A 14052-nucleotide genomic window follows, 5' to 3' on the forward strand; every position below is an offset into this window, starting at 1 on the left:
GCACGGGCACAGCATATTCGGACCTTCTGCCAATACGACGCTCCGGCCGGTGAGAGGGAGACTTCCCGCGAGGGGCGCGGGTCTGTCCGGACGACCGGCCCCACGACAGAAGGGGGACCAGCGCAATGAGCGGTCAGCTGTACGACGAGATCGGCGAGGCGTTCGAGGGCTTCAAGACCCTTCCTCTCGCGCGCTACGCGGAGGTGCCGGGTCTCCTCGCCCTCGTCGGCGACGTGAACGGCAGGTCGGTCCTCGACCTTGCTTCCGGAACCGGTTTCTACAGCCGTGAATTCAAGCGCAGGGGCGCATCCCGCGTCCTCGGCGTCGACATCTCCTCCGTGATGGTCGACGCCGCCCGGGCCCTGGAGGAGCGTGACCCGCTGGGTGTGCGCTACGAGGTCGGCGATGTCGCCGAGCTGCGCGCCTTCGAGCGGCGCTTCGACCTCGCGGTCGCGGTCCAGCTGTTCAACTACGCCGAGGACGTCGCCACCATCGAGCGGATGTGCCGCCACATCCACCGCAGCATCGCGGGCGGGGCCGAGTTCTTCGCGTTCGTGCAGAATCCGGACTTCCGCTTCGGCGAGGCGTCCCTGGCCAAGTACGGCTTCCTGTGCGAGTCGCTCGGAGAGGAGACGATGATCGGGCCGCGCGTCAGGATCACCGCTCTCCTCGACCCGCCGATCTCGTTCGTGGCGACGCCGCCCAGCCGCGACGTCTACGAGAAATGCCTGCGGGCTGCCGGATTCAACGAGATCGCATGGGTTCCGCTGGAAGTCTCCGCCGCAGGCATCCGCGAGTACGGGAAGGAGTTCTGGGACGACTACGCCGCCAACCCTCCTCTGACGATGCTGCGCTGCCGCGCCTGACCCCGAGCGCCCCCCGAGCGCCCCGCCCCGAGCGCCCCGCCCCGAGCGCCCCGCCCCGAGCGCCCCGCCCCGAGCGGCGGGCCACGGGCCGCGATCCGGCTCGGGGGAGCTCTGCCGCGAGGAGGCGTGAGGCACGGTCGCCCTGCGGCGTGGGGTCCGGCGTGTGCCCGGCTGCATTCGGCACACTCGGACGGCCGGTCGGTCACGACCCCGGGGCATGCGTGCCAGGAACCTCCTGCACGCACGTTCTCCACGAGCCAGAATAAATTTCGTGCGGCGATGTCGAGAACCCACGACCGGCTCCGTCCCAGGGGTGAACGCGACCGAAAGGGTCGCACCAGCACCGAGGAGAACCACGATGGCCAAGTACCTGCTTCTGAAGCACTACCGCGGCGCTCCGGCGGCGGTCAACGACGTACCGATGGCGAAGTGGACGCCGGAGGAGATCTCGGCGCACATGCGGTACATGAACGACTTCGCGGACCGGCTCAGGGCGTCCGGCGAATTCGTCGACGGCCAGGCGCTCGCACCCGAGGGGGCGTGGGTCCGGTACGACGGCGAGGGGCGCCCGGCGGTCACCGACGGACCGTTCGCCGAGACCAAGGACCTCATCGCAGGCTGGATGGTGCTCGACGTCGACAGCTACGAGCGCGCCGTCGAGCTGGCCGGGGAGCTTTCGGCCGCCCCCGGGGCAGGCGGCGATCCGATCCACGAGTGGCTCGAGCTGCGCCCGTTCCTGACCGAGCCGCCCACCATCACGGAATGACCTCTCCGATGAACGAGGCCCTGATCCGGAGCCTCACCCCGAGCGTGCTCGGGATCCTCGTCCGCCGCGGAGCCGACTTCGCGGCGGCCGAGGACGCCGTACAGGACGCACTGGTCGAGGCGGTCCGCGTCTGGCCGGCCGACCCTCCGCGGGACGCGAAGGGCTGGCTGGTCACCGCGGCCTGGCGCAAGTTCCTCGACGCCACCCGCTCGGATGCCGCTCGCCGCCGGCGTGAGGACCGGGTCAACGAGGAGCCCGCACCCGGGCACGCGCCGGCGGTGGACGACACACTCCAGCTCTACTTCCTGTGCGCCCACCCGTCGCTGACCACGTCGTCCGCCGTCGCGCTCACGCTGCGTGCCGTCGGTGGGCTGACCACCCGGCAGATCGCCCAGGCCTACCTGGTGCCCGAGGCGACGATGGCACAGCGCGTCAGCCGGGCCAAGCGCACCGTCCGCGACGTGCGGTTCGAGCAGCCCGGCGATGTCGCCACGGTGCTGCGCGTCCTCTACCTGGTCTTCAACGAGGGCTACTCCGGAGACGTCGACCTCGCCGCCGAGGCCATCCGGCTCACCCGGCAGCTCGCGGCCCGGGTCGACCATCCCGAAGTGGCGGGGCTGCTCGCACTCATGCTGCTCCACCATGCCCGGCGCGCGTCCCGGACCGCGCCCGACGGCAGCCTGGTGCCGCTCGCTGCGCAGGACCGGGGCCGGTGGGACACCGAGTCGATCGCCGAGGGCGTGGAGATCCTTCAGGCGGCCCTTGCCCGCGACCGGCTGGGCGAGTTCCAGGCGCAGGCCGCCGTCGCGGCACTCCACGCCGACGCGCCCACCGCCGAGGAGACCGACTGGGTGCAGATCGTCGAGTGGTACGACGAGCTCGCTCGCCTGACCGACAGCCCGGTCGTCCGCCTCAACCGTGCGGTGGCCGTCGGCGAGGCGGACGGGCCGCGTGCCGGCCTGGCGGCGCTTGCCGCGCTGCACGACTCACTGCCCCGGCACACAGCGGTGGCGGCCTATCTCCACGAGCGCGACGGCGATCTGGCGACGGCGGCACGCCTCTACGCCGAGGCTGCCCATGCCGCACCCAACCTCTCCGAGCGAGACCACCTCACACGCCAGGCCGCCCGGCTGAACGCCCGCCGGGAGGGCTGACGGGCGGCCGTCCTCCGGCAGCGCGCCCGAGTCGGCTCGTAACCCGGGAGACGTGCACCCCGGCCCCAAACGAAACCCGGGCCCAGCTCTGCGACCGGGCCCCCGTTCTCCAGGGGGGAGGAAAAAGGGAGTGAGAGGGTGATCCCGGTCGTGCTTACATGAGCGCCATGGTGTCTGCCGAGCGCTTGCTCGCCTTCGCGGCTGTGTCGTTCCTGCTGATCGTGATTCCCGGGCCCAGCGTGCTGTTCGTGATCGGGAGGGCGTTGGCGCAGGGGCGACGCGCTGCTCTGACCACGGTCGCGGGGAACACGCTCGGTTCCTACGTGCTCATCGTGGCCGTGGCTCTCGGGGTCGGGTCGGTCGTGGAGCGTTCCGTCCTGATCTTCACGGTGTTGAAGCTGGCCGGTGCCGCCTACCTGGTCCACCTCGGGGTCAAGGCGTGGCGTCAACGTGGCTCGCTGCGGGCCGCCTTCACCGGTGACACGGCAGCGCGGGGAGATCTGCGCACCTTGTCGGAGGGGTTCACGGTCGGCGTGGCCAACCCCAAGACCATCGTGTTCTTCGCAGCAGTGCTGCCCCAGTTCGTCGACCGCAGCCAAGGACACGTCGTCGCCCAGATGCTGCTGCTCGGGCTGGTCTTCAACGTCATCGCTCTCGCCTGCGACAGTGTCTGGGGGCTGTTGGCGTCCACCGGCCGGGAGTGGTTCGCACGCTCGCCCCAGCGGCTCTCCCTGGTCGGAGGCGTCGGCGGAATCACGATGATCGGCCTCGGCCTTACCATCGCGACGACCGGTCGCAAGGACTGAGCGCAGCACCGGTCGGGCAGCCGTTCACGCGGGCATGCCGCAGTCGCTGGGGGCGGCCCGCTTCAGCCAGCGGCACGCCGTGCGGACGGAGTCCGTGCCCGGCCCTGTCCCCGACGTCGTGAACGCCGTCGAGGGGCGGTTGGGATAGCGTCGAACCCCCTCATGAGGCGGGTGCGGCGAGCAGCTCGCGCAGGAGTTCCACGAGGAGAAGGGGCTGTCCTGCGAACGGAGAGTGCCGTAGGAGTGACCGAGCAGGACGGGAGGCTCCGGCAGACTGTCGACGGCAGCCTGGACCGCCGCTGTGTCGGCGGACAACGAGCCCCGGTGGAGCGCGGGGACGAGCACCTCGGTTCCTGCGGCACGCAACTGCTCCGCCACGACGGAGAAGTGCTCGGGGCGGTGGTACAGGCCGTGCACGAGCACCACGGCGGCCGTGTTTCCCTCGCCGGTCGGCATCAGGCCGGTGATCCTCGTTCCGGTCCCCGGTCGGCCGTCACGCGCCGCCCCGGTCCACAGTCGATACGCGCCTGCGTCGGGGCCTGAGGGCGCGGGCGCCTGCGAAGGGAAGAAGGGCCACGGGCACGCGTGGCGCCGTTCGCGCAGCGGAGTCCGAGGCCGTACCCGCGTATGAGAGATGTCATGTGAACCGATGACAGACCGCACTGCCACCCGGCTCGCGTCGCCGGGAGCCTGGAAGGCATGAACGCAATCATCGAACGCGTCCGGCTGAGGCGGAGTCGTCGGGGGTTCGACGCCGTGCGCGGAGCCGATCGCTCCGTGGCTCGCGCAGAGCCGTCCGCCCTGCTCGGAACCGACGGCGCCGGGAAGACCGCCACGCCGGAACTGGTGGAACCGCGGGAGCGGCAGGCGGTTCCCGGAGAGATCGCCAAGGGCCTGGAGAGCGGGGAGACACGATGACGACCGCAGGAGTGGCACGACCGGACGCCGTCGTGCCCGCGCGGAGCGGTACCGCGGCCCGGCTGGCCGCGCTCGGCCGGGCGGAGCTGACTCTGCTGATGCGCAGCAGGGCAGCGCTGATCACCGCGCTCCTCGTGCCGGCCGTCACGGCCTTCTCGATGCGGGGCATGGTCAAGAGCCTGGATCTGGGCGGCACCGGCCTGTCGATGGCCACCGTCCTGCTGCCCGGCTCGCTGGGACTGGCGTTGATCTTCTCCGTCTACGCGAATCTCGTCGGTGTGTACGTCACCCGGCGGGAGAGCCTCGTGCTCGTGCGGCTGCGTACGGGCGAGGTGCGGGACTGGGAGATCTTCGCCGGAGGAGCGCTCCCCGCGCTGCTGCTGGCGCTGGTGCAGTGCGTGCTGCTGATCATCGGCCTCACCGTGGCCCTGGACGCTCCCGCGCCCGCCGCGCCCCACCTGGTGCTCCTCGGGCTGCTGGCCGGCGTGGCCCTGCTCGTGGCCGCGGGGGCGCTGACCGCAGCCGTCACCCGGACGGCAGAGAGCGCGCAGCTGACGTTCCTGCCGTTCTGGCTGCTGAGCATGGCCGGCTCCGGGATGTTCGTACCGCGTGAGGTACTGCCCGGCGCGGTCGCCGACATCAGCACCTGGCTACCCTTCTCACCGGTGATGGATCTCCTGCGGGGAGCCTGGACCGGAGACCTCGGCGTCATCGACCAGGGCCGCCTGTCGGTCGCCGCTCTGGCCTGGACAGGTGTGGCGGCGCTCGGTGTGCGGCAGTGGTTCCGCTGGGGCCCGCGCCATTGAGCACACGGTCCAGGACGGGAGAGCCGAGACCATGAGCGTCAACGACTGGGTGGAGCGGCTCGGCGGCCCGGACGGCCTCCGCCGGTACCGCCGCTCCGCACTCGCGAGCGTCGGTTTCTTCCCCGTCTGCGAGGTGGGGCTCTGGACGCTCTGGGCGGCGACGACGGATGCCGCCGCGGCCACCCGGGCGTCGGTCGCCGTACTCGGCGTGGCGCACGCCGTGATCCAGATGTTCCTCAGCCGTGCGGCCCTGCGCCACTACCTCGCCGACGGACCACGGCCGGGCCGGCTCGTGGTGCTGTACGCGGCCGTGACCGTGGCCATCGCCGCGCTGGGGTGCGTGCTGCTGTCGGCCGGCCGCATCGACGACCGCGAACTGTCCTCCTGCCTGCTGTGGTTGCTGATGTTCTACTCCGGGCCGACCGTCCTGGCACTGCCGCCCCGGGTGGGTGCCGTCCTCGTGGCGGCCGTCACGACCGGGGCCCTGGCAGGGGCTGTCGCGGCAGGTCTGAGCGGCTCGCCCCTGGCCGTCGTCATCAGCGGCACCGCGCTGCTCGTCCCGTTCCTGGGCGCCGCCTTCCGGGCCACCGGCTGGGGCGTCCGGCTGGTCGAGGAACTGGTCGCCGCGCGTGAGACACAGGCACGGCTCGCCGTGGCCGAGGAACGGCTGCGCTTCGGCCGTGACCTGCACGACGTACTGGGCCGCAACCTTGCGGTCGTGGCGTTCACGAGTGAACTCGCGGCACGACTGGCCCGGCGCGGCCGTCCCGAGGCGGTCGAGCACATGGAGGAGGTGCAGCGGATCGCCCAGGAGTCCCAGCGGGAGATCCGGTCGGTGGTCCGGGGGTACCGCAGCGCCGATCTGCACACCGAACTCGCCGGGGCGCGCTCCGTCCTGGAGGCCGCGGGCATCGAGTGCCGCATCGAGTACGGACCGGCGGCCCGCCTCCCCTCCGACGTGCAGGCAGCCATCGGGTGGGTGGTCCGTGAGGCGACGACGAACGTGCTGCGCCACGCGCAGGGCGCTTCCCGCTGCACCGTGTCGCTGAGCACCGCGGGTCCGGCCTCGGCCCTGCTGGTGATGGAGAACGACGGCTCGGCGGATGCGCCACCCGGCGCGGGCACCGGCCTGACCGGGCTGCGGGAGCGCCTGACCGCACTCGGCGGCACGCTGACCACCGAACAGCGGCCCGGCGGGATCTTCCGCCTCACCGCACACATTCCGTGGGAGCAAGCCGAATGACCTGTACGGCCAGGCCCCGCCCCATTGCCGGCGGCCCGGAACCGGCCCGTGGTTGTGAGCCCGCCCATAGGTCGCAGGTCACATACGAGGCGCGGTAGTAGGACCGGCCGGACAGGCCCGCGATGATCGAGCGCATCGACCGGCCTCCCGGCCCGGCTCTACGTAGACGCGTAGTAACAGGGGTCGTTGCCCTCTCGCCGGCGTGCCGCTGACCATGGAGCGACGCCCCGGAGCCGAGGTCGCGAACCGGTCGAGTGCCGCACGTTCCTGCGTACGGGCCCCGCCCCGCACATCACGTACGGGCCCCGCCGCACACGTCCGCTCAGCCGCCGGCCCCGTGGCATCCCTGACATCGTCGCAAGGAGAGTGTTCTATCCGTACGTCCGCTCAGACCCTGGCCCCCGTCACCCGCGCCGCCCGGATCCGCAGGTTCTCGGTCTCCGGTCTCTGCGCCGCCGGAGCCGCAGCAGCGGCCCTGACCCTCGCTCCGTCCCCGGCGCACGCTGCCGAGCCGGCCTCGCAGGGTGTGTCCACGGCCGGGGTCTCGGCAGCCGGAGTGTCCGCGCAGGCTCACGCCCTCGCGAAGAAGGCCGACAAGGCCGCCTCCGACCCGGACAACCTCGACGGCTGGATCCGCGAGTCACTCAAGATCATGAAGGACAAGGGGATCCCGGGCAGCTACGAGGGCCTGCACCGCAACATCCTGCGTGAGTCCGGCGGCGACCCCCACGCGTCCAACGGCTGGGACATCAACGCGCAGAACGGCACGCCTTCCAAGGGCCTGCTGCAGATGATCCAGCCGACGTTCGACGCCTACCACGTCTCCGGCACGCCGAAGAAGGTGACCGACCCGGTCGCCAACATCACCGCGGCCGCCAACTACGCCGCCGACAAGTACGGCTCCATCGACAACGTCGACTCCGCCTACTGATCACTGATGGCGGCGCAGGCGCGACCATGCCCCTCCCGGGGGCTCGGCGCCTCCCGCGCGCGCCCACCGCCCCGGCCGGTCTCCTGACCGGCCGGGGCTTCGCCATGTCCGGATGCCGCCCACCTACCGCAGCCCCGTCTGCGGCGTGCAGATCTCGCACGCCTCGATGCCCGGCTCGGCCAGTGCGACGAGCGCGTCCCGGCGGCTGATGTATCCGAAATCGTTCCTGTACAGGGTGCACGACCCCCGGTGCAGCAGCGCACTGCCGCTGGAGCGCTGCGGCTGTATCTTCCACGCCTGCTCGGCCCGCGCCTGCTCCCGTCGGCGTCTGTCCAGCTTCTCCTGGGTCTCGAGCTCCCGGACCTTCTGGTCCGCGCACCTCAGCTGCCACGCGAGGTACTCCCGCGTGGCCCGCCACTTCTCGAGCCGCGATATCCCGCCGGGATCCGACACCGGACTCAGACCGTCTCGTCGGCCGCCGCGGCCACGGCCTCGTGGGTGTGCTTGAGCGCCATGCGCCCCGCGACCACCGCACCCCGCTCCAGCGTCGCCCAGAACGGATGGGTCGACACCACGATGCTCAGTTCGAGGAAGCGGGTCCGGTACGCGGCGATCTCCCGGTGCTGGTCCTCGGTGTAGCCGGGGCTGTCGGGCTTGGAGGACCGGTAGTCGCTGTGCAGGTGCTTGTCCCCTTCCCACCCGGGCATGGGCTCGGCCGACCACGGCAGGGTCCGGGCGTACTGCTCGTAGGCGGCGCGGGTCTGGTGCAGGGCGAGCTGGGCGTCGCGCAGGTCCTGAGGAAAGTCGTACGTGGTCACCCGTGAATGGTACGTCTGTTCGAATAGCTGGCGCGAGGGCGCGCCGACGCCGGGGCGCGCCCCACCCGAACGGCGCACGACTCCCCTCGGGGGCAGATCGGAACCAGCGGCTCCGGAGGGGCTGTCCGCGAAGAAGGCATCGGCCAATAGGGTGATCGCATGTCTGTCACGCTGAGCTCCATCAAGACCCGGGCCGCTCTCCGCACCTCGGCGCGCGTCTCGGTCGAGCTGCTTCTCGTACTTGTCATGGTCGCGACCGCAATCTGGCTTCTTGGCCGCATGTGGTCGGTCGTCTGGCCGCTCGTGGTCGGCTTGCTGCTCACCACCCTGACGTGGCCCTCGGCCCGCTACCTGCGGGGGCGGGGGTGGCCCCCGGCTCTCGCGGCCTCGGTGGTGACCGTGGTGTTCCTCCTGGTCGCCGGGGGAGTCGTAGCGCTGATCGCGGTCCCGGTCGCCTCTCAGTCGGGTGAGCTGACCGACGGCGTGGTCGAAGGCATCCAGAAGCTGCGCGAATGGGCCTCGGGGCCGCCGCTCAACATCGGTGACGACCAGATCACCGGGGCGTTCGATTCCGCGACCGCCCGTATCCAGGACAGCATCGGCAGCATGGTCACCACCGTCGTCACGGGAGTGAGCACGGTGGTCAACGGTGTGGTCACCGCGGTCCTGGCGGTCTTCCTGATGTTCTTCATGCTCAAGGACGGGCCCCGGTTCCTGCCCTGGCTCGCACGGCAGCTGCCCGGACGACTGGCCACCGATGTTCCGGCGGTAGCCGCGCGTGGCTGGGCGACACTGGGCGAGTTCGTGCGTTCCCAGGCGTACGTCGGCATGCTCGACGCCGTCCTCATCGGCGTCGGATTGTGGATCGTGGGGGTACCGCTGGTGCTGCCTCTGGCGGTCCTGACGTTCGTGTCCGCTTTCGTGCCGATCGTCGGAGCCCTCTTCGCCGGCTTCGTTGCCGTCCTCATCGCCCTGGTGTCGAACGGGCCGACCGACGCGCTGATCGTGCTGGCGATCATCGTCGTGGTGCAGCAGCTCGAGGGCAACGTGTTCCAGCCCATGATCCAGAGCCGAGGGCTCGGCCTGCATGCCGCGGTGGTCCTGCTCGCGGTGACGCTGGGCGGCAGCCTCGCCGGAATCGTGGGCAGCCTCCTCGCCGTGCCGGCCGCGGCGCTGATCGCGGTGGTCTGGAACTATCTGCGCGAGCAGCTCAGCGAGCCGGACGCGGAGCCGGACCCGGAGCCGGAGAGCACGCGCGTCGCCGTGTGACGGCGCACCGCTCGGGGCTCAGGAAGGGCCCGTCCGTGATCTGCCGTGGAACCGGCAGATCACGGACGGGCGTCGTGCACCGGGCGGCGTGGTCGAGGACACCGCCCTCGGTGCTCAGGCGTTCTTCTGCGCGGCAGCACGACGCTGCCGTTTACCCAGAGGCGCCTGGGAGAGGTCCTCGGCCTGGGACCGGAGATTCTTGTAGCCGTAGCGGTGTTGTGCCAGCCATGTCTTCGCCGCCTCCTCGGCTCGCTCGGTCGCCTCGAGGATGTCTTCCTCCTCCTCGCCGGAGTCCTGGAAGCGGAAGGTGAACGCGGACCGTGCGGCGATGTCGTAGCTGAGGTGGCCTTCAGGGGTGAACGCGGCGTGCAGCACATCGTGCTCCGAGGCCCGGGCCAGGAGCCCTGCGCGCTGGTCTGTGGTGAGCCCGTCGAAAACACCGCGGACAGTGATACGGAAAGTACGCGTACTCATCCCCGGACCCTAGCCAGCGGCCCCGGCAGGAATCCACCGGGTTTCCGCGACGCGCGGCCCGGAGGCGGGCCGCTCCGCCTCAGCCGCGCGCGGTCACGCCGGCGGCGAGAGCTGTGCGCGCACCCATTCGGGATCGGGGTTGACGTGGGGCCGGCCCGACACCACGACGGTCGGCACTGTCTCGTTGCCGTCGTTGGCCGCCCTCACCACTGCCGCGCCGTCCGTGTCGCGCCAGATGTCGACCCAGTGGAGCCGGCCGGCGTTGCGGCCCAGTCGGAGCCGGAGGCGCAGGCAGTACGCGCAGCCCGTGCGCCAGTAGACGATCGGCCGGCCGTCGGCCGCGCTGCGGCGTTGCGCTTCCGCGGCACCGACCGGCCGTGGGAACATCAGCGGCGAGTAGAGCCCTGCGAGCAGGACGAAGAGCAGCAGGAGCGCGACGGCGGTGCGGGGCAGCCCCTTGGCGAGAAGCGAGGTGGCGGCGAGTGCGCCGCAGGCCACGAGCAGTACCGGCGAGATCCAGGCGCGCATCATGAGGCCGCATGCTACCGGTGGCCGGGGTCGGCCGTTCGAGGCCGGGTGGGCGGCGCGGGAGCGCATCGGACAGCGGGGCAGGCCCCGCCGCGCTCCGGAGGATGGTCGCGGGCAAGTCCGTGCGTGCGGCCGGGCGTTCACATGCTCTTGCCGTAGCAGACGCTGAACGGGTCGGTGTCGTAGGGCGGGTAGCACGCGATGCGGTGCCAGCCCTGCCGTTCGTAGAGTCCCATCGCCTCCGGCTGCAGCTTTCCGGTCTGCAGGGACAGCCGGGCCACGCCGAGTGCCCGGGCACTGTTCTCCACGGCGTCGAGCGCGGCCCTCGCCAGGCCGCGCCCGCGGTGCTCGTCGTGCACGTAGACGCGTTTGACCTCGTACCGGACCGTGGCGTCATCCTCGTGGAGCATCCGAAGGGAGGCCGTCGCCAACGGCTCCCGGCCCTCGTAGGCGACCCAGGTGACGACGATCTCCCCGGCGGTCGGCGGCCCGGGACGGCGACCGGCACGCTGGGCGTCGAAGGGTGCGTAGCGGGGGCGCAACTCGGTGTCCATCCGGGTGCGCAGGGCCAGCGCGTCGAGGTGGTCCCAGCTGGTGGCGAGCCACCTCACGGGGTCGTCCTCACCGGTCGTGGCGCCGGGCCGGACGGCGCTCACGGTCCGGTCCGAGCGGTCCGGAGCGGCGCTCCCGCGCGGATGCGGGAAGAGGGTCGCCCGGGGACGGGAGACGGTCACGATGGGATGCCTCTCATGCGGTGTGATGCGATGCGGTGGTGCAGAGCGGTGCGGTGCGGAGCGACGCCGTCACCGGCGCACGTCCGGCGGTGTGGTGGCGTCGGTCCGGTGGGAGAGTTCAGCCGGAGCCGCGCCGTCCAGGAGGCCGAGTCGGCGGAGCCAGTCGTCGTCGAAGACCTTGGAGAGATAGTTGCGGCCGGAATCCGGCAGCAGGACCACCACGAGGTCGTCCGGACCCAGACCGGCCGCCACCCGCAGTGCGGCGGCCACCGCGGTGCCCCCGGACCCGCCGACCAGCAGCCCCTCCTCCCTGGCCAGACGCCGTGCGGTCAGCAGGGAGTCACGGTCGCTGATCCGCTCGAACCGGTCCACGACCTCCGGGTGGTAGGACTGCGGCCAGGTGTCGTCCACCGTCTCTGGGTGGCGGTACCTGCCGATGCTCTCGACCTGGTACGGGCTCCCGTCACCGCCGGAGTAGAGCGAGGCCTCCGGGTCGGCGCCGACGACGGTCACCCGGCCGCCGCTCACCTCCTTGAGGTATTCCCCGGTCCCGGTGATGGTGCCGCCGGTGCCGATGCCCGACACCAGGTGGGTGACCCTTCCGTCGGTCTGCCGCCAGACCTCCGGCCCGGTGGTCCGGTAGTGGGCCCGCGGATTGGCCGGGTTGTCGTACTGGTCGGCCAGCCAGCCGCCCGGCGTCCCCGCGGCTGTACGGGCCGCCACGGAGTGCACGTGGCGGGGGTGTTCGCGCGGAATATCGCTCGGGCAGACGATGACCTCGGCACCGTAGGCGCGCAGCACGGCGATCTTCTCCGCACTGCTCTTGTCCGGGATCGCGAAGACGCAACGGTAGCCGCGCTGTGCGGCGACCATGGCCAGGCCGACTCCGGTGTTGCCCGACGTGCCCTCCACGATGGTGCCGCCCGGCAGCAGCAGCCCGGCGTCCTCGGCCGCCTCGACCATCGCGAGGGCGATGCGGTCCTTCACGCTGCCACCTGGATTGACGTATTCCAGTTTCGCGTAGACAGGTGCGGGGGCTCCGCCGGTGACCCGGTTGAGCCTCACCAGCGGGGTGTTGCCGACCACCTCGGTCAAAGACCCGTGGACGTCCAATGCAGTGCTCCCTACGTCGAGTCCGGCGTATCCGGGTCGGCGGCCGGGCGGCCGCCGACAGCTCACAGCGGTCAGGTGGGGGACGAAGCGGCGGCGCGGCCAGGTCGCACGGTGATCCACGAGCGGCTCCAGTATCTGCGACGAGGACGACACGCGGAGCGCGACACATGGACTGCCGGTACACGGAGCGCCGACACCGCCTGGGGGCGTGACCGCCCTGTTGTCCCTGCTTCAGGCGCGGACGCCCCCGATCCCGCCGGTCCCGGTCCCCACCAGTGCGGTGGAGCCGCGCGACGGGGGCGGGGCCGGGAAGGAGCGTCCGGTCGGCACGTGCTGGTCCCCGTCCCGCAGCCGGCCGGTCGCCCACACGCTCACCAGGCCGGTCAGCACCAGATAGCCGCAGGCCCACCAGGGGCTGCCCGCCCCGAGTGCCAGCAGCGCGGTCATGACGAGCGGAGTGATGCCGGACGCGAAGACGCCGGACACCTGGTAGACGAACGACATGCCCGTGTACCGGACCGGGGTCGCGAACAGGCCCGCGAACAAGGTCCCTTGAGCGCCGTAGAACGAGCCGTGCACGAGGCCCAGCGTCACGACGAGCGCGGCCGCGAAGGCCCAGGTCCCACCGACGCCGAAGAGCCAGAAGGCGGGGAAGACCGAGACGGTGAAGGCCGCCATGCCCACCAGGTAGACCCGGCGGGCCCCGTAGCGGTCGACCGCGGTTCCGGACACCGGGATCATCGCGGCCATGACGAGGGCCGCCGCCGTGACCGCGAGCAGCACCGGCGTGCGGTCCAGCGCGAGCGTCCCCGTCGCGTAGGTGATGGCGAAGACAGCCCAGGTGTTGAAGGCGGCCCCCTCACCCCACCGTGCGAGCATGCCGAGCAGCACGTGCCGACGCCCGGCCGGCTCTCGCACCAGTTCCACCAGGGGCGCCGCACGCGGCAGTTCCCGGAGTCGGCGGGCGGCACGGAACGCGGGGGTCTCGTCGATCTTCAGACGTACGGCCAGCCCGACCACGACGAGCACCAGACTGATGAGAAAGGCGATCCGCCATCCGTAGTCGAGGAACGCCGACTCGCTCAGCACGTTGCTCAGGAGGGCGAACACCCCGGTGCCCAGGGCCAGTCCGAGAGCGAGCCCGATCTGTGGGTAGCTGCCGAACCGGCCCTTGCGTCCCGCGGGCCCGTACTCCACGGCCAGCAGCACCGCCCCGGCCCACTCCCCGCCCAGCGCCACGCCCTGGGCGACGCGCAGGACCAGGAGAAGCGCGGGTGCGAGGACACCTACCTGCTGGTACGTGGGCAGCAGACCGATGAGGGCGGTGGAGACACCCATCAGGCCCATCGTGAAGGCCAGGGTGTGCTTACGGCCGATCCGGTCGCCGAGGTGCCCGAAGAGCAGGCCGCCCACGGGCCGGGCGACGAAGCCCACCGCGAACGTCGCGAAGGACAGCATCGTGCCGACCGTGCCGTCGGCCGTGGGGAAGAACAGCTTGCCGAAGACCAGCCCGGCAGCGGTGCTGTAGAGGAAGAAGTCGTACCACTCCACCGTGGTGCCCAGCAGGCTGGCGAGGACCACCGTCCTCAGGCGGCGGGGAGTGGTGGGACCCCGCTCCGGATCCAC

Annotated in this window: 16 protein-coding genes and 1 pseudogene; 9 read left to right on the top strand and 8 right to left on the bottom strand. The window is 71.5% G+C overall.

The genetic code is table 11. The features are described from left to right. Window positions 1-125 precede the first annotated feature (125 nt). The 4 genes from ACFUNE_RS05540 (at window position 126) to ACFUNE_RS05555 (ending at window position 3592) form a co-directional block, all read left to right on the top strand. Window positions 126-866 carry a class I SAM-dependent methyltransferase gene (locus ACFUNE_RS05540; RefSeq protein ID WP_383562496.1) on the top strand — a complete coding sequence of 247 codons (741 nt, stop codon included), beginning with the start codon at window positions 126-128 and terminating at the stop codon, window positions 864-866. Between the two features lie 358 nt (window positions 867-1224). Beyond that, complete coding sequence (locus ACFUNE_RS05545) at window positions 1225-1632, top strand: YciI family protein (RefSeq protein ID WP_383562497.1); 408 nt, start codon at window positions 1225-1227, stop codon at window positions 1630-1632. A gap of 8 nt (window positions 1633-1640) precedes the next feature. After that, window positions 1641-2786: an RNA polymerase sigma factor gene (locus ACFUNE_RS05550; protein WP_383563043.1), complete on the top strand. Its 1146-nt coding sequence runs from the start codon at window positions 1641-1643 to the stop codon at window positions 2784-2786. Window positions 2787-2953: 167 nt separating this feature from the next. Continuing rightward, window positions 2954-3592, top strand: coding sequence for a LysE family translocator (locus ACFUNE_RS05555; protein WP_383562499.1), 639 nt, complete (start codon window positions 2954-2956; stop codon window positions 3590-3592). A gap of 234 nt (window positions 3593-3826) precedes the next feature. Here ACFUNE_RS05555 and ACFUNE_RS05560 read toward each other — a convergent pair. Continuing rightward, window positions 3827-4048: pseudogene (locus tag ACFUNE_RS05560) on the bottom strand (alpha/beta fold hydrolase); the annotation flags it as partial. 321 nt (window positions 4049-4369) lie between these two features. On the opposite strand from ACFUNE_RS05560, the gene ACFUNE_RS05565 reads away from it, so the two are divergent. The 4 genes from ACFUNE_RS05565 to ACFUNE_RS05580 all read left to right on the top strand — a co-directional run bounded on the left by ACFUNE_RS05565 (window position 4370) and on the right by ACFUNE_RS05580 (window position 7490). Further along, complete coding sequence (locus tag ACFUNE_RS05565) at window positions 4370-4510, top strand: hypothetical protein (RefSeq protein ID WP_383562501.1); 141 nt, start codon at window positions 4370-4372, stop codon at window positions 4508-4510. Next, complete coding sequence (locus ACFUNE_RS05570) at window positions 4507-5316, top strand: ABC transporter permease (RefSeq protein ID WP_383562503.1); 810 nt, start codon at window positions 4507-4509, stop codon at window positions 5314-5316. The genes ACFUNE_RS05565 and ACFUNE_RS05570 overlap by 4 nt, the downstream gene beginning before the upstream one ends. A 31-nt stretch (window positions 5317-5347) precedes the next feature. Next, on the top strand, window positions 5348-6559 hold the full coding sequence (locus ACFUNE_RS05575; protein WP_383562505.1) for a sensor histidine kinase: 1212 nt from the start codon (window positions 5348-5350) through the stop codon (window positions 6557-6559). Window positions 6560-6932: 373 nt separating this feature from the next. Continuing rightward, entirely contained in the window at window positions 6933-7490 is a 558-nt protein-coding gene (locus ACFUNE_RS05580) for a transglycosylase SLT domain-containing protein (RefSeq protein ID WP_383563046.1), read from the top strand. Between the two features lie 123 nt (window positions 7491-7613). On the opposite strand, the gene ACFUNE_RS05585 is transcribed toward ACFUNE_RS05580, so the two are convergent. Both ACFUNE_RS05585 and ACFUNE_RS05590 read right to left on the bottom strand, forming a co-directional pair. Next, entirely contained in the window at window positions 7614-7943 is a 330-nt protein-coding gene (locus ACFUNE_RS05585; RefSeq protein WP_383562507.1) for a DUF6233 domain-containing protein, read from the bottom strand. A gap of 5 nt (window positions 7944-7948) precedes the next feature. Next, a complete protein-coding gene (locus ACFUNE_RS05590) occupies window positions 7949-8308 on the bottom strand; it encodes a hypothetical protein (RefSeq protein WP_383562509.1) in 360 nt (119 codons plus the stop codon). A gap of 159 nt (window positions 8309-8467) precedes the next feature. Here ACFUNE_RS05590 and ACFUNE_RS05595 point away from each other — a divergent pair, with 159 nt between their 5' ends. Then, on the top strand, window positions 8468-9577 hold the full coding sequence (locus ACFUNE_RS05595) for an AI-2E family transporter (protein ID WP_383562511.1): 1110 nt from the start codon (window positions 8468-8470) through the stop codon (window positions 9575-9577). Between the two features lie 114 nt (window positions 9578-9691). Here ACFUNE_RS05595 and ACFUNE_RS05600 read toward each other — a convergent pair whose 3' ends face one another. The 5 genes from ACFUNE_RS05600 to ACFUNE_RS05620 form a co-directional block, all read right to left on the bottom strand. Beyond that, window positions 9692-10051, bottom strand: coding sequence for a DUF6204 family protein (locus ACFUNE_RS05600; RefSeq protein ID WP_383562513.1), 360 nt, complete (start codon window positions 10049-10051; stop codon window positions 9692-9694). Between the two features lie 93 nt (window positions 10052-10144). Beyond that, window positions 10145-10582 (bottom strand): glutaredoxin domain-containing protein, encoded by a 438-nt coding sequence (locus tag ACFUNE_RS05605; protein ID WP_383562515.1) that lies wholly within the window; start codon window positions 10580-10582, stop codon window positions 10145-10147. Window positions 10583-10719: 137 nt separating this feature from the next. Further along, complete coding sequence (locus ACFUNE_RS05610; RefSeq protein ID WP_383562517.1) at window positions 10720-11313, bottom strand: GNAT family N-acetyltransferase; 594 nt, start codon at window positions 11311-11313, stop codon at window positions 10720-10722. A gap of 69 nt (window positions 11314-11382) precedes the next feature. Further along, window positions 11383-12426 (bottom strand): PLP-dependent cysteine synthase family protein, encoded by a 1044-nt coding sequence (locus ACFUNE_RS05615; RefSeq protein ID WP_383562519.1) that lies wholly within the window; start codon window positions 12424-12426, stop codon window positions 11383-11385. A gap of 231 nt (window positions 12427-12657) precedes the next feature. Further along, window positions 12658-14052: an MFS transporter gene (locus ACFUNE_RS05620; protein ID WP_383562521.1), complete on the bottom strand. Its 1395-nt coding sequence runs from the start codon at window positions 14050-14052 to the stop codon at window positions 12658-12660.

It is taken from the genome of Streptomyces sp. NPDC057287, from assembly GCF_042667905.1.
GTDB lineage: Bacteria > Actinomycetota > Actinomycetes > Streptomycetales > Streptomycetaceae > Streptomyces.

Bases quoted from the DNA above. Each gene is read 5' to 3' on its own strand.
- ACFUNE_RS05540 (WP_383562496.1), top strand. From the start codon at position 126: ATGAGCGGTCAGCTGTACGACGAGATCGGCGAGGCGTTCGAGGGCTTC.
- ACFUNE_RS05600 (WP_383562513.1), bottom strand. From the start codon at position 10,051: ATGAGTACGCGTACTTTCCGTATCACTGTCCGCGGTGTTTTCGACGGG.
- ACFUNE_RS05550 (WP_383563043.1), top strand. From the start codon at position 1,641: ATGAACGAGGCCCTGATCCGGAGCCTCACCCCGAGCGTGCTCGGGATC.
- ACFUNE_RS05555 (WP_383562499.1), top strand. From the start codon at position 2,954: ATGGTGTCTGCCGAGCGCTTGCTCGCCTTCGCGGCTGTGTCGTTCCTG.
- ACFUNE_RS05575 (WP_383562505.1), top strand. From the start codon at position 5,348: ATGAGCGTCAACGACTGGGTGGAGCGGCTCGGCGGCCCGGACGGCCTC.
- ACFUNE_RS05570 (WP_383562503.1), top strand. From the start codon at position 4,507: ATGACGACCGCAGGAGTGGCACGACCGGACGCCGTCGTGCCCGCGCGG.
- ACFUNE_RS05595 (WP_383562511.1), top strand. From the start codon at position 8,468: ATGTCTGTCACGCTGAGCTCCATCAAGACCCGGGCCGCTCTCCGCACC.
- ACFUNE_RS05605 (WP_383562515.1), bottom strand. From the start codon at position 10,582: ATGATGCGCGCCTGGATCTCGCCGGTACTGCTCGTGGCCTGCGGCGCA.
- ACFUNE_RS05545 (WP_383562497.1), top strand. From the start codon at position 1,225: ATGGCCAAGTACCTGCTTCTGAAGCACTACCGCGGCGCTCCGGCGGCG.